This window comes from Uliginosibacterium gangwonense DSM 18521 (genome assembly GCF_000373965.1).
Classification (GTDB): domain Bacteria; phylum Pseudomonadota; class Gammaproteobacteria; order Burkholderiales; family Rhodocyclaceae; genus Uliginosibacterium; species Uliginosibacterium gangwonense.
The window spans coordinates 185,077-199,904 of the sequence record NZ_KB892866.1 but is presented as its reverse complement, the minus strand read 5'-3'; the positions used below and the strand labels follow the sequence as shown (position 1 = coordinate 199,904).

The 14,828-nt window shown below is 52.8% G+C and carries 11 protein-coding genes and 1 pseudogene; 2 read left to right on the top strand and 10 right to left on the bottom strand.

Annotated features, from left to right (window positions below; genetic code table 11):
- Nucleotides 1–15 precede the first annotated feature (15 nt).
- From B145_RS0121090 to B145_RS0121070, 5 genes are all read right to left on the bottom strand, one after another.
- Complete coding sequence (locus B145_RS0121090; RefSeq protein ID WP_018609980.1) at nt 16–1,437, bottom strand: efflux transporter outer membrane subunit; 1,422 nt, start codon at nt 1,435–1,437, stop codon at nt 16–18.
- On the bottom strand, nt 1,434–4,586 hold the full coding sequence (locus B145_RS0121085; protein WP_018609978.1) for an efflux RND transporter permease subunit: 3,153 nt from the start codon (nt 4,584–4,586) through the stop codon (nt 1,434–1,436). Before B145_RS0121085 ends, B145_RS0121090 begins: the two co-directional genes overlap by 4 nt.
- A gap of 24 nt (nt 4,587–4,610) precedes the next feature.
- Nucleotides 4,611–5,738, bottom strand: coding sequence for an efflux RND transporter periplasmic adaptor subunit (locus B145_RS0121080; RefSeq protein ID WP_157288560.1), 1,128 nt, complete (start codon nt 5,736–5,738; stop codon nt 4,611–4,613).
- 279 nt (nt 5,739–6,017) lie between these two features.
- Entirely contained in the window at nt 6,018–7,097 is a 1,080-nt protein-coding gene (locus B145_RS0121075; RefSeq protein WP_018609974.1) for a sensor histidine kinase, read from the bottom strand.
- Nucleotides 7,094–7,834, bottom strand: coding sequence for a response regulator (locus tag B145_RS0121070; RefSeq protein ID WP_018609973.1), 741 nt, complete (start codon nt 7,832–7,834; stop codon nt 7,094–7,096). Before B145_RS0121070 ends, B145_RS0121075 begins: the two co-directional genes overlap by 4 nt.
- 191 nt (nt 7,835–8,025) lie before the next feature.
- Here B145_RS0121070 and B145_RS28860 point away from each other — a divergent pair, with 191 nt between their 5' ends.
- Nucleotides 8,026–8,184: a hypothetical protein gene (locus B145_RS28860; protein WP_157288559.1), complete on the top strand. Its 159-nt coding sequence runs from the start codon at nt 8,026–8,028 to the stop codon at nt 8,182–8,184.
- Between the two features lie 295 nt (nt 8,185–8,479).
- On the opposite strand, the pseudogene B145_RS28320 reads toward B145_RS28860, so the two are convergent.
- Nucleotides 8,480–8,650 (bottom strand): annotated as a pseudogene (locus B145_RS28320) (methyl-accepting chemotaxis protein); the annotation flags it as partial.
- 174 nt (nt 8,651–8,824) lie between these two features.
- Between B145_RS28320 and B145_RS0121055 the strand changes: the two are divergent.
- The gene (locus B145_RS0121055) at nt 8,825–9,850 is read left to right on the top strand and encodes a hypothetical protein (protein ID WP_018609969.1); all 1,026 of its coding nucleotides are present in this window, start codon (nt 8,825–8,827) and stop codon (nt 9,848–9,850) included.
- 272 nt (nt 9,851–10,122) lie between these two features.
- On the opposite strand, the gene B145_RS0121050 is transcribed toward B145_RS0121055, so the two are convergent.
- The 4 genes from B145_RS0121050 to B145_RS0121035 form a co-directional block, all read right to left on the bottom strand.
- Entirely contained in the window at nt 10,123–11,235 is a 1,113-nt protein-coding gene (locus tag B145_RS0121050) for a histidine kinase (protein WP_018609967.1), read from the bottom strand.
- A gap of 3 nt (nt 11,236–11,238) precedes the next feature.
- Nucleotides 11,239–12,387 carry a nitric oxide-sensing protein NosP gene (gene nosP / locus B145_RS0121045; protein WP_026259350.1) on the bottom strand — a complete coding sequence of 383 codons (1,149 nt, stop codon included), beginning with the start codon at nt 12,385–12,387 and terminating at the stop codon, nt 11,239–11,241.
- 477 nt (nt 12,388–12,864) lie between these two features.
- Nucleotides 12,865–13,836 (bottom strand): VTT domain-containing protein, encoded by a 972-nt coding sequence (locus tag B145_RS0121040; protein WP_018609960.1) that lies wholly within the window; start codon nt 13,834–13,836, stop codon nt 12,865–12,867.
- Between the two features lie 122 nt (nt 13,837–13,958).
- The gene (locus tag B145_RS0121035; RefSeq protein ID WP_245541896.1) at nt 13,959–14,717 is read right to left on the bottom strand and encodes a pirin family protein; all 759 of its coding nucleotides are present in this window, start codon (nt 14,715–14,717) and stop codon (nt 13,959–13,961) included.
- Between the last annotated feature and the right edge of the window lie 111 nt (nt 14,718–14,828).

Below are 14,828 nucleotides of genomic sequence, written 5' to 3'. Positions count from 1 at the left end.
CTTTACGGGCGGCTGTCATTCACTCACACCGCCTCCGAGTGCTTTGTAGAGAGTGACCAGATTGGTCTGCCGAGAAAGCCTTGTGCTTAGCAGTGAAAGTTGCGCAGCATAGTAGGAGCGTTGATAAACGAGCATCGAGAGATAACTGTCGACCCCATTTTTGTAGCGAAGCCGGGCAAGCTTGTAGCTCTTTTCGTAGGCATCCGTCTGCGCTTGCTGAGCTTGTAAAACATCATCTGCGGTGCCACGCTGGGCCAGCGCGTCAGCCACTTCGCGGAATGCTGTCTGCACGTCCTTCTCATAGGTAGCTATCTGGATTTCGCGGGAGACTTTGGCTTGATCCAGTGAAGACTGCAAGCGGCCACCGGCGAAGATTGGCAGATTGATCTGAGGTGCGAAAGTCCAAGTGCCGTTGCCCGCATTGAAAAGTCGCCCGAGTTCGGTACTTGCCGTACCTACATTGGCAGTGAGTGTGATGCTCGGGAAAAATGCTGCACGCGCTGCGCCAATGTTGGCGTTTGCAGCCTTCAGTGCGTGTTCGTCAGCGCGCAGGTCCGGTCGGCGCAGGAGAATGTCGGAACTCAGCCCGGTCGGGACTTCCTCCAGAATCGTTGCATCGTCAAAGAGACCAAGCGGTGGATGGAGGTGGGCAGGTACCGGCGCTCCAATGAGTAACGCCAGAGCATTTTCGTCCTGTGCCACAGCGGTTCTGTAGTTGGCAATGTCTACACGGGCTGCTTCAAGGCTTGCCTGCGCGGAGGTTACGTCAATCTGCGAGCTAACCTTCAACTCATGACGTTTAAGTGTTAGGCGAAGGCTGTCCTCCAAGCTTGTAAATGTATCCTGTGCGAGCTTCAGACGTTCTTTGTCTGCGGCAAGATTCAAAAATCCGCTGATCACTTGTGCAATCAGGCTGATCTGGGAGGCATCACGTGTTTCGGCAAGCTGTAGCCAAGCCTCATACGAGGCATCGGTCTGGTTCTGGATCTTGCCAAAAAAATCCAGTTCGTAGCTTGCAAACCCCAAAGTGGCGCTGTAGTTGTGGCTGATGCGACTGGCTTGGTTACCCACTACATCGCGGGCGCCCTTGGCGTGTGTGGCCGTACCGGTTGCGCTGATGCTGGGGAACACGTCGGCGCGGCTGATGCCGTAGGCGGCTCGGGCGCGTTTAACATTGAGTGCGGCAATGCGTAGATCGCGGTTATTGGCGAGCGCCATCTCAACAAGCGTGCGCAGGCGTTCGTCGCGGATAAAATACTTCCAACCTGTGTCAATCGCTGGCGTCTGGCCTTCAAAGATGGCCCCTTCATAGCTGCCTTGAGTCGGCCAATTCTGCGGTACAGGCGCATCCGGGCGTTCGTATGCCGGAGTCAACATTGTGCTACAGCCGGAGAGGATAAGGGCGACGATGGCCGCCGAAAGATGACCTTGCTTCATTCTGGAATCCTCTGCTTCAGATCGGCATTGGCAGGTTCGCCTGCTTTTGTTTTGGCCGGGAAGAAGCCCCGGATGACCACGAAGAACAGCGGGATCAGAAAGATCCCCAGCACGGTGGAGGCGATCATGCCGCCCAGCACACCGGTGCCAATGGCATTCTGCCCCCCCGAACCTGCACCATTTGCCACGGCCAATGGCAGCACACCGAGGCCAAAAGCCAGTGAGGTCATGAGGATCGGGCGCAGACGCATACGCACGGCCATCACCGTCGCTTCGATCAGGCTGTAGCCTTGTTCCTGCAACGACTTGGCGAATTCCACGATGAGGATTGCATTTTTAGTGGCCAGACCCACCGTGGCAAGTAGGCCCACTTGAAAATACACATCGTTGGAGAGCCCGCGTAGCGTGGTGGCAAGCACGGCGCCGAGCACACCGAGCGGCACCACGAGAATCACTGAGAAGGGCACCGACCAGCTTTCATACAATGCGGCTAGGCACAGGAACACCACCAGTATAGAAAACGCATACAGCATAGGAGCCTGCGAGCCAGCCATGCGCTCCTGATAGGACAACCCGGTCCATGAGAAGCCGATGCCACTGGGCAGCTTGGCGACGAGCTTTTCCATCTCAGTCATGGCCACCCCGGAACTCACACCAGCCTTTGGTGAGCCCTGGATTTCCATCGACGAGACGCCGTTGTAGCGTTCCAGGCGCGGTGAAGCGAATATCCATGATGCATTTGTGAAGGCCGAGAAGGGCACCATGTCACCATTCGAATTTTTCACGTACCAGTGATCCACATCTTTAGGCTGCATGCGGAAGGGCGCATCCCCTTGCACATAAACCTTTTTGGTACGGCCACTGTCGAGAAAGTCATTGACATAGCAGCCCCCCCAGGCTGTCGACAGTGCAGCGTTGACCGAAGCGAGGCTCAGACCCAGCGCGCCGGCCTGACGTTTGTCGACTTCCAGGCGGTATTGTTGAGTGTCATCCATGCCGTTGGGGCGCACGTCGGTGAGTAGCGGATTCTGCGCGGTCATGCCGAGAAGCATGTTGCGCGCCTCCATAAGCTTCTCATGGCCCAGGCCCCCCTGATCCTGTAACTGCATGTCGAAGCCCGAGGCATTGCCGAGATCCATGATAGCGGGCGGGGCGAAGGCGAACACCATGGCTTCATTGATCTGTGCGAACGCGCCCATGGCACGATCCGCCACTGCAGCCACATGCTGCTCGGGGTGCTGGCGTTGGCTCCAGTCCTTGAGTTGAGCGAAGACCATGGCCGTGTTCTGGCCGCTGCCGGCAAAACTGAATCCGGTGACACCGAACACCGAATCCACGCTGTTTTTCTCATCAGAGAGAAAGTGTTTTTCCACCTTCTTGAGCACCTCCAGCGTACTGGCCTGGGTGGAGCCCGGCGGAAGCATTACAGAGACGAAGAGCACCCCCTGGTCTTCTTCAGGCAGAAAAGACGTTGGCATGCGCATAAAGAGAAAACCCATGATCACCACAATGCCCAGGTAGATCACCACGGAACGGCCCTTGCGTCGCAGGATGCCAGCCACCATCCCCTGATAGCGGTCTGCGTTGCGATTGAAGATACGGTTGAACCAGCCGAAGAATCCACGGTGGTGATGCTCGTAGTCTTTCTCCACCGGTTTGAGCAGCGTAGCGCACAGCGCTGGAGTGAGGATGAGTGCCACCAGCACCGAGAGTGCCATTGAAGAGACAATGGTGATCGAGAACTGGCGATAGATCACCCCTGTTGAGCCACTAAAGAAAGCCATCGGGACGAACACGGCAGAAAGCACCAGGCCGATACCCACCAGGGCCCCGGTAATCTGGCTCATCGACTTGCGCGTGGCATCCTTTGGCGAAAGCCCCTCCTCACTCATTACGCGTTCGACATTCTCCACGACCACGATGGCATCATCCACTAAGAGGCCGATAGCCAGCACCACACCGAACATGGTCAATGTATTGATCGAGTAGCCAAATGCATACAGGATGCCAAAGGTACCCAACAGCACCACGGGTACCGCAATTGTTGGGATCAGTGTGGCCCGGAAGTTCTGCAGAAACAAGTACATCACCAGGAACACCAGCAAGATGGCTTCCGCCAGTGTCTTGATCACCTCGTGGATGGAGTTCCGGACTACCGGCGTGGTGTCAAACGGATTGACTACCGACATGTTTTTCGGGAAATACTGTGCCAGATCGTGCACACGGTTTGTCACCAGTTTAGCCGTCTCCAAGGCATTGGCACCGTTGGTGAGGGTGACGGCCACACCGGCGGCTGCATTGCCGTTAAAGCGCGAAATGTAACCATAGTCTTCAGCGCCGATCTCGATGCGTGCCACATCCTTGAGGAAGATTGTCGAGCCGTCTGTTTGCGTTCTGAGCAGGATATCCCCAAATTCCTCGGGCGTCTGCAACAGCGATTGCGAAGTGATGGTGACATTGAGCTTTTGTTCCTTCACCGAAGGCGTGCCACCAATCTGCCCGGCCGAGATTTCGGCATTCTGTGCGCTGATGGCACTGGTCACATCTGCCGGGTCAAGCTTGTAGGTATAGAGCTTGTGCGGATCAAGCCAGATACGCATGGCATGTTGCGCACCGAACAACTGCACGCTTCCAACGCCCTTGACGCGACTGATTGAGTCCAGCACCTTGGCGGACACGTAGTCCGAAAGATCCGTGTCGCTCAGGCTGTTGTCATCAGAAACAAAGCCCAACACCATCAGGAAATTGGCGTTGGCCTTGGCAACAGTGATGCCCTGAGTTTGCACGATGCTGGGCAACTTCGGCGTGGCCAGTTGCAGTTTGTTTTGCACCTGCACCTGGGCAATGTCCGGGTTGACGCCCGCATCGAAGGTCAGTGTGATGGAGGCCGAACCCTGTGAATCGCTGGTCGAGGACATGTAGGCCAAACCGTCGATACCCTTCATGTTCTGCTCGATCACCTGCGTGACGGTGTTTTCGATGGTTTTGGCGGATGCACCAGGGTAGCTTGCTGAAATACTGACCTGGGGGGGCGCAACGTTAGGGTACTGCGCAATCGGCAGTTGAAAAATCGCAAGGGCACCAGCCATCATGATGATGATGGCAATCACCCAGGCAAAAATCGGCCGGTCAATAAAGAAACGTGACATGAACTGGATTCCCTGGCAATCGGATTACTTGGCGGGTAGAGCAGCGGGAGCTGATGCAGAAGCAATCTGCACTGGCGTGCCCGGCTGCGCGTACTGCAAACCACCGGTGATGAGCTGGTCGCCAGCTTTGAGGCCAGCGCTCACGAGCCACATATTGCCAACCGAGCGGGTGGTCTGAACCTCACGCTCTTCGGCCTTGCCGTCTTTACCAACAATAATGACAATGGCTTTACCCTTGGCATTATGCGAAACGTAATTTTGTTGCACGAGGATGGCTTTTTCGTTGATGCCTTCGACCAGCCTGGCTTTGACGAACATGCCTGGCAGTAGACGATGTTTCGGATTTGGGAAAATTGCACGCAACGTCACCGAACCCGTACTCGTATTGACCGACATTTCCGAAAATTGCAGCTTGCCTTCCAGCGGATATTCGCTACCATCTTCAAGCGTAAGCTTCACGCGTGCGGCATTTTCACCTGCCGCCTTGATTGCGCCATTGGCGAGCTGGTTCTGGAGTGCCAGCAATTCACGGCTTGAGCGCGTCACATCCACATAGATAGGATCAAGCTGCTGCACGGTGGCCAACGCCGTGCTCTGGTCCGCCGTGACGAGTGCACCAACGGTAACGCTGGATTTGCCGATTCGGCCCGCCACGGGGGCATATACATGGGTGTAGTCCAGATTGATTTTGGCCGTTTGCAGCGCGGCTTCCGCCTGTTTGAGTGAGGCCACGATGTCGTCATAGTCCTGCTGTCCAACGGCGTCATTGGCGGCCAGTTCCTTATAACGCTGGGCCTTCAAGCGTAGTGTCACAACATTGGCCTCGGCGCTCTCATAGCTGGCGCGGTAGGTGGCCTGGGCGATCTGGTAGAGGGGTTGCCCCGCCTTCACTTCGCTGCCTTCTTCAAAGAGGCGTTTCTCAATGATTCCGCCCACCTGTGGCCGTACCTCCGCAATCGTGCTCGCATTGGTGCGGCCTGCCAACTCGGTATCCAATGCAACGCTCTGCGGAACGATCAACTGAACGTTTACCACAGGAGCCTGCTGTTGTACCTGTTGCTGCGATTCCTGGCTACCGGATTGGCATGCGGCCAGTATCAGCGCCATGGCCGCAGAAAGTAGAACCGAAATTCTTTTAAGGGGAGAGTACATGGAGAGGTCTTGTCTCAGTAAATAGGTAGGAGAAGAAATATCGCAATCAGCGAAGGGTTCCGTTCCCGTAAAACTTATCAGTCGCTTGTTCAAAGTGAATGGGTAAGCGCCAGCCGCCGATTCAACAGGGCCATCCAGGCAAAAGTCTGCCGTACAGAGAATCAGATATTCTGACGAGCGTTATTGGCGATTGAGTTGGATTGGTGTGGAGATTTGATGGAGAAAATGAAACCGCCCTCGCGGGGCTTGCTGCTCACGGTCTCCGAAGTAGGGGCGCACTCAAGCACGTAAATCATCTTGCGGACGGTTCGGCCATCCAAGCTCGAATTGAGTCCATTGCCCCAATACCGATTCGCATGTCGCCAACCCGTTGTGTGCCTTCATGATGGCGTCGACAACCGCCAGACCCAATCCGGTGCTTTTAGGGGAATTGCTCGTAGTGCTTTTGAAAAAAGCTTTAAATATGAGTGGGATGGCCTCGGGTTCTATACCTGGCCCCGCGTCTTTGATACGAAGAGCGCACCAATCATTCTCTACCACTAACTTGATACAGATTTCCCCAGGATTTGCATGAACTTTGACGTTCTCCAGAATTGCAACCAATGCCTGACGTATCCGAGCCGGGTCACAATAAACAATGTCAGCCTGCACATCAAGATGTATTTGATGCCCAGACTCCAGAAAAATAGGCTTATACAAATTCACCACGCTTTGCACTTCAGCCGCCAATGCAACGCCTCGCATCTCAAAGTGTAGATGCCCGCATTCTGCAAGGCTCACAACCCTCAAATCCTCAATGAGTCGGCCGATGTTTTCAATTTGCTTAAGCAAGCCAGAAAATGTTGCCTCACTCGGCGCAAAAACCCCTTCAGACAAACCTTGCAATCGGCCACGAAGAATCGTTACCGGGGTACGAAGTTCATGGGCAATTGCGGCATGCCAGAATCTTTGTTCTTCTGTGGTTTTTTGCAGCTTATCTACCAGCGCATTAAAGTCGTTAACCAAAGAAGCAGCCTCGCCAAGCGACTGATCATTACATATTGCACGTGCATTCAAGTCACCATGCGCTACACTTCGAATTCCATTGGCAACTGAATTGAGTGGAACCAAAATCCGGCCTGATAGCTTGACGGCGACAACAATCGACAGCACCAAACCCATGAGGGTTGTAAAAGCTATCAGGAGCCAGTCAGAAAAATCCGGCCAAATTGAAATCGATTCACATGAATACTGCTCAGGTAAATATGAAAATATTATGTAGTAAAACAACCATGAGGTAATGGTTGTCAATGCCGAGATACCCAGAGATATCTTGACCATTGACAGCGCAATTTGACGGCTTAATCCATTGAGTTTCATTCTGCACCTAGAAGCCTGTATCCCACTCCACGAACACTCACCAGAACGTCTGCAATCCCCGTTGCCTCAATCTTCTTTCTAAGCTTGTAAATGTGACTATCTACCGTACGTTCCAAAGCATCACTTTCTGGCAGACACGCCTCCAGCAACTCACTACGGCTCACAACCCTTCTGGGATTTCTGGCCAGATATACCAGAAGTTTGAATTCCGTCAGCGTGACGGATAGAGCGACTTTCTCTTCCTTAACACAAACATTGACTTCGTAGGTTTCCAGATTGATCAAAAAATCAGAGACGCGGACAATTTTGCCATCGGAATATTTGTTATTGCCTGATCTTCTCAGCACAGCCTGAATACGCGCCACGACTTCAGCGGGATTAAAGGGCTTCACAATATAATCGTCTGCTCCGGTACGAAGCCCCATTAGCTTATCCACATCCTGGTCCATTGCTGTGAGCATGATGACGGGAGTCTCTCCCCTGTGGCGTATTTCTGATAGAACCCTCCAGCCATCAATCTGCGGGAGCTGAACATCTAAAAGCACAAGATCTGGTGCGTGAGACAAATGAAGTTCCAACGCCTTGCGTCCGTCTTTTGCCTGTATGGAACGAAGGCCACTGCGTTCCACGTAAGCAGACAAGATGTCCAGTATTTCCTGTTCGTCCTCGACGATGAGAATCAGGCTCAATGATGGATAGCCGGGGTGAGGGTCATTGAAATCAATTTCTGCCGCCATCTTTGTTCTCCACACAATCTCCATAATTCTTCGATGAAATGCTGATTCTACCGAAGTAGCCTACGCGTACTGTTCAAGGAATATATTGTCATTTTCGAGGAAATAAGACAAGCCTGAAAAATACCCAAGCGTTTTTTTGGACTTTCTGAACAAACCAATTTTTATTCGTTCTCTTCTATTCTGGGGAAACTATGAACGTACCGGACTGGATGGTTTTCGCTCTGCATGGCATTGCTGTGTTTTTGGTTGCAGTGGCTTCGTACCTCTACCTTGTCAAAGAGGTGGCAGATGCTCTTTTTTCTAAAAAATATCCGTCAACTACCAAAAATGGCTCTCAAGCGAAGAACTAGTCGCCTATTCTTTGTTTTATCTATTTATGTATTCGTATGTGGTTTGTCTGGCTGCGTAGCCAACCTCTTCCCATTCAGGATTTCATTTTAAATGACATTTGCTTGGTTAATTAAGAACAGCCATGCTGTACAAAGAAATGGAGAGCGTGTGGTTTGCAAAGTGCCATCTGCACGTGAGAGGCGAACAGCACTACAAACGGCGCCCAGTGTCTCGTGCATACTGGCGACTGCACCACGGATTTAACCACTGACGCCCTCAATCATATGTGTAAGCAACTACGGCGAATCCACACCCCTATTCACCTGTACGGACGGCTTCAATGGCTGCATTCAGTGCAAGCAGGTTGGCCTGGTCGGCAATATCCCTGATCACGCGGATGGTCCCATTGATTTCTTCTGAGTGTTGGTCGAGCCGATCAAATAACGTGGAGAGATCTTTCACTTCATGTGCAGATTTGCCTACTTCGTCGCGCGCCGTATAGCCGTCCGCAACGGCATCTCTCCATCCGCCCCCTCAAAACCACTTCCTCAAGCCAGCAGAGAGACCTGCTCCATTGGGCAGTCAAGTTGCCTTCAATAATGACGTGTACGTAGGAGACGGCTGGGTCACAAGTGAATACAAGATCGAGGTAAGGTGAGCATGAACCAAGGTTCTGAACCAATTGCGGGGGCGTCTCAAGCCCCAATTATAGCTGCCATCGCTGATGGCGAATTGCTCCTCGCTTATGCCGCAAGTCATGGCATCAACCTCCCCGTTGAATTGGTTGCCGAGATTGTTGCAGCGAAGAGCCTGCCATCCCTGAATCTAGATAGCCCTGACACCTTCGACAAACAAGTCAAGTTCTGGGAAGCCCGCAATCAACTGGCCACGATCATTCTGCCCGTTACCAGTGCAAGCATAAAAGCCTCCGCACAAACCGGACCAGGGATTTTTCGACGTTCTGTTTTCAATTTTTTTGCTCGAAATGAAAAATCTGTGATAAGCCCGGCGGAGCGCTGCATATTGCTGTTTCGCACACTTGCGCTGATCGCCCTCTGTAGCTTGCTCGTCGTGCAGGTCTACTGGGTGGTGGGGTCAAAAGTCATCAGTGAGACAGAAACGATTCTGACTCAAGCTATCGAAAACCAAAAAGAGTTAATCGGTCTAGATGCAGGCACCTCCAAGGCGACACTGCTTGAAACTAAGAAAATGGGCTTGGAAGCGGAAATCCGTATTCGTTATGCCGTTTTGGAGAGTTGGAACAACATCTGGATATCGCCACTACGCATATTTGGTTTTGATGAATACAAGCATGTGGAAAAACCCAGCTATGCCGATTTGCAGCAAGCTCGTTTGGCTGGCAAGTTTGCTTGCCAATCCATTGAACTTTACCTACTTCCATTGTTATACGGATGGCTTGGTGCATGCCTGTATGTTTTGCGAAGGCTGGCTCAGGACATTGGCACAAAATCATTTACGCCGGAACAGGGCTTAGTCTACAGCCTGCGCGTCTATATGGGAACGCTTGCCGGATTGATTGTTGTCTGGTTTCTGCCCGTGGCTCAGACGGACCCAAACATCAAGTCTCTCTCGGTATTTGCAGTGGCGTTACTGGTCGGATATAGCATCGACCTTTTGTTTGCGCTGATGGACCGGATAATTTCCGCGTTTACCGCACAAAAGTGAAATGCATGTTTATGGACGTATGGCGGCGACGATCCTTACATTCAAACGGCTCAGATCAATTCTTTTGACTGCATCAGTGAAGAACAGGGTGAATGCCCAACAAATGATGGCGCAGGCTAATAAATTCTAGGGCAAGGGGAATGCCACGGCAAACAAGCATGGTTTCATTCATCCCTGATGAGCAGTTTAATAAATATAATTAGCATACTTCGCATATCGTATATTGGCACGAAGACAGGCGTAATATCACCGATACTGGACTACCCGGATTATCAAGTATTCTGACTGATCGGCAGACGAATTACAAACTCCGTCCCCTCTCCGAGGCTACTGTTCGCAATGATTTCACCGTTATGTTTGACCACAATTCCGTAAGCGACCGACAAGCCAAGGCCAGTTCCTTTTCCAATAGGTTTGGTGGTAAAAAATGGGTCGAAGATACGGTTGATGATTTCTGGTGGAATACCGCAACCTGTGTCACTGATCGAGACCGTTACGGTACGGTCATCACAACGGGTACGAATGGTGATTTTCCCCTGTTTCTCAATTGCATGTGCAGCGTTGACCAATAGATTCAGGAAGACCTGATTGAGCTGAAAAGGCAAACACTCGATTTCAGGTATGTCACCGTATTCTCGGATCACCTCCGCCTTGTACTTGATTTCATTCCAGGCCACATTGATCGTACTGTCCAACCCCCGGTGCAGGTCGGCAAGTTGCCATTCCGCCGCAGCGGGGCGGGAGAAATCGCGTAGGTCCTGAACAATCTGGCGCACCCGTGTTGCCCCGTCAATGGACTCATCGATCAGGGCCATAATATCGGTGTGCAGAAAATCAAAATCTATTTGCTGCTTAAGGCGTTTGATCTGCTCGCTTTGCTCAGGCTCCCTTTCGGCATCAAAGCAATCCAGTTGTTCAACCAGTTTCAACAGGTCAACCACATAGCGTTGCAACGTTCCGAGATTGGAGTACACAAAACCGATAGGATTGTTGATTTCATGCGCCACACCTGCGGCCAATTGCCCAATCGAAGCCAGTTTTTCGGACTGCAGCAGTTGATTGTGTGCCTCTTCCAACTTGTGAATCAGTTGGCGCTGTTCTTCGTGTTCCTGTTCGAGTTCTTGATTAGTGCGTTTGCGTTCTTCGATTTCAAGTTGCAACTTTCTGGTGATTTGCTCGTTTTCACGAAGGGCTGCGCTTAACTCTGTTGTCCGACTGCGTACCTGATTCTCCAGCGTGACCGTTGTTTGAAACAATCCATACGAAGTCATACGGGAGGTAGCCTCTCGCTCGGCCCGATTCATCAAAGCGCTTATGATCTTGTTGAGTCGGACAACCTCCGCTTGAAGTGCCTGAATCGTAGGCGTTGTATCCAGATTGAGCATCGGCTACTTCCCAAAGGCAATTCCGGTCAATGTCTGGTTAACATGAACTCCGCAATACTGCTCACCATACGTATTAAACCCAACAGCATGTGACTTTTTCAAGCATGCTGACATTGCATCCTTCAAACCAGATCGCTCTGCCTCCAATCTGCGTAGAATGCAATCAAAAGTAAGCACTGCTTGAAATTCCCCGATCTGACTGCGCGCGTCATCAAAGAAACGCTCTAGCTTTGTTACCATGTCTGTACTCTGTGCGACCCTCAAAATTAGGCCATCTTCGATCGCACAGTAAAATGACAGGCTGCCATCCGCATTAGCCTGCTGAATCGAACGAACATAGTCTGTGCCATCAATCATGACTACAACGGGCCAAGTCGCAAACATCGAGGGGACAAGTTGCTCAGCGGCAACATTTATCAATCTGGCATATTCTTCAACAGCGGGCAGTCCGTTGATCTCATAGACGATACGACGCGAGGCGTCAGCGGCGGTTACCACAACCCGTTCTGCGCCAGGAGCAAAGTGTTGGTTACGGAACGGGCGGAATGGAATATGGGTGTCCATCAGGATCACAACGGCGCGGTCAGACCGAAACTCGCCCCCATAAAAGACCCAAGTCTTTTTGAACTGTAGATCGTCTCCTGCCGATCCTCCAATCAAAGGAATCGGTCCCAGACCACTTTGAAGTGCATAGGTGACGGGTTCCTCCCTCATGCACAAACCATCTATCAGCAACAGTGCAAAGCTCGTGCTGGAGGTGGGCACTACACCACGAGCCTCCAATTGGGCAATCAAGGATTTTGTCAGGGCTTGGCCCTGGCCTATTTCAAATTCTGACAGACCATCGATAGTATCGACTGCGATAGCAAAGCTATCTGCCGCGAAACTGATCCCAACCAGCCCACGATTCAGGTAGCCCATTGGGCCTATTTCTCCTGCTGTCGTACAGCCAACAACCCGATCATGCGGAAATTGCTTGCTCAACGCATCCGCCACAGCATCGAGATCGTAAGCCGAGGAGCAGAAGAACAGTATCAATGCGGAGGCATTCTGCCGGATTTGTGCGGCCACCTCTACAACAGCTTCACTTGCTGTACCAATGTACGAGCACCCTGTCTTGATTTTTTCTGAGTCAGCCACTTGCATATTCATGAAATGGATCTGGTGAAGTGATTCTACTGACACAAGGTTATGCGCTTTTCAAGCGGCGGTTATCGCACCAACAAAAAATACACCAAAAGCATAAATATACGTACACTGCATGATTCGCCTGATGCAAAGCACAATGACGCGATAGCCAGCATCCATATTAGTTACTGGAACACCAAGTAGATCATAGATCTACCCACTTGGGCAGGCACAGCCCGCTCATGAACAGCCACGCTTTTATGAAATGGCGGCAAGCGGCAAGGAAAACTGAATCGCTCAGGTTTCCGTGGAGGGGCGGGTTGGTTTGAGTCAGGTTGCGGTAGCGGCCTGACTTGCAAGTTGCCTATAACAGTTTGCATCTCTCGCGCCAGCACCAGCCTCTGGCCTTGCGCCTGCTGGTGGATTTTCTGGTAAGGCGCTTTGCCGGCGAGCCCGCGCCCTGGGATCAAACCCTTTACGCGCAGGCGAGAGCGGCTTGTCTCAGGTCGCGCGCGAATCCTGTACGGACGCAATCACCGTGCCTGAGGAGGCGGACTGCGTTTGTGCGGTCAACCAGGCCTCATACCCGCCTTTAAGCGGCCGGGCGGAGAGATAGCCGGCATCCAGCAACTGACGTGCCGCATGTTTCGCGCTGGCGTCTTCCGGGCACGCACACAGGGTCACGACAGGGCGATCTTTGGGCCACTCGCCTGCTGCACTCAGCAGTAATTCAAGCGTCGTTCGCCTAGCCCCCGGGACTACGGCAGTTTCGGCCGCCATAACGCCTCCCCGCAAGTCGAGCACCAGCGGTGCATCGTCTTCTGCCATGGCGGCAATCAACTCATCGACAGTGATATGGGGAAGCGCAGAGAGTTTGCGGAAGCGGAGTTTCTGCCACAGCTTCCAGCCCAGCCACCCACCCAGCAAGACCAGCACCAGCACGAGCGCCGTGCGGGTGTGCTCTTCGAGCAAGGCGATGGTGGCTCTGACGGTGTCTTGCAAAAACCAGCCCGTGCTCAGTGCCAAGCCCGCCCAGAGGGCCGCACCCGCGCCGGCGGCCAGCAAGAACTTCAGCTGATTCATGCGCAAGGCACCGGCAATCGGTGGCGCCACTGTTGAAAAGCCGGGAATAAACTTGGCGACGACCAGCGAGGGGAGGCCCCAGCGGATGAAACGCGCTTCGGTTTCACTGACACAGGAGGAGGGATTGATCGAGAGTTTGCACAGGCCAGCCAGCACACGATAGCCGAAGAACTGGCCCGACCAATACCACAGCCAGTCAGCAATCACCGATGCCACCAGTGCAGCAGCCAACACCTTGCCCAGAGCGGAGGGCGTTGTGGCGAGACTCCCCGCCAGCAACAGCGTCGGCACGGCAGGCACGGGCAGGCCGATCTGCTGCAGGAGAACGTTTAGAAAAACAACGGTGACCGCATCATGCTGCAATGCGCGGGTGATCTGTGCTATTTCCATTGTGTGTCCAATCAACACCAATCAATGATGCTACCGGAAGTGGTCAGGCATTGCATCGAACGGATGAACCATCTGCCGGAGTATGGCGGGTTCCTGACTATACTCCGGGACAAGCGTATTAATCAGCGCAATCGCCCTTCTCGCTGCAGAAGCTCCCCGATGCGTCGAATTTCAGCCTCTCCCTGTGCAAGCGCCCCCTCGTTGGTATGAACCGAATAGCTCCCCATCACCAAATCGTATGGATGCTTCACTGCCGATCCGAGAACGAAAGATGTGTCACCTTCAGAGACGAAATCGATGGGTTGATTTGATTCCCTAAAAATAACCAATTCTCCCGCAGCGACAGTTTCGCCAGCATCAAGTTGCCCCGCGTTCATTGCCAGCCAAGCCACTGTGTGGTCAGAGGGAGGCGTATAGCGCCACCGTTCGCCAGCTTTCAGCTTTACTGCAAGGTAGTTCATATCCGAGGGGGCCGGAATAAGACTCTGTGCAGTGCCGTAGGAACCGAGCAAAACGCGTGCAGGGCCTTCCTGCTGCACCTGTGAGGGGGCAAGATAGATGCTTTGTGCAGGGCCATTCTCTTCTGACGCAGGCAGGGCGACCCAAAGTTGGAAACCACGTATTTTTTTGTCATTGACCGGTCCGCCTTGGTGCCAGACGCCATTGCCTGCGAGCATCCATTCCACACCACCACTCGGTAGCAAGCCCGCTTTACCAGTAGTGTCTTCATACGCGACATCCCCCTCCATTGTAAAGGTCAAGGTTGCGATACCTGAATGCGGATGCATGCCAAATCCCTTTTGCCCTCCCTTGGGTTTGAAACTGAAGAGATCTAGAAAAATAAAGGGCTTCAATTGTTCGCCAAGGTCGCCCGGACTCATCAGCCGCGTGACTGCCCCATGTGTGCTGCCGCGAGTGCGCAAGACGATGGCACGGGAAGCCATTGCTGTAGAGGTAGTCGTGGCGGTCATGCGTGAGTCCTTAAACAAAAT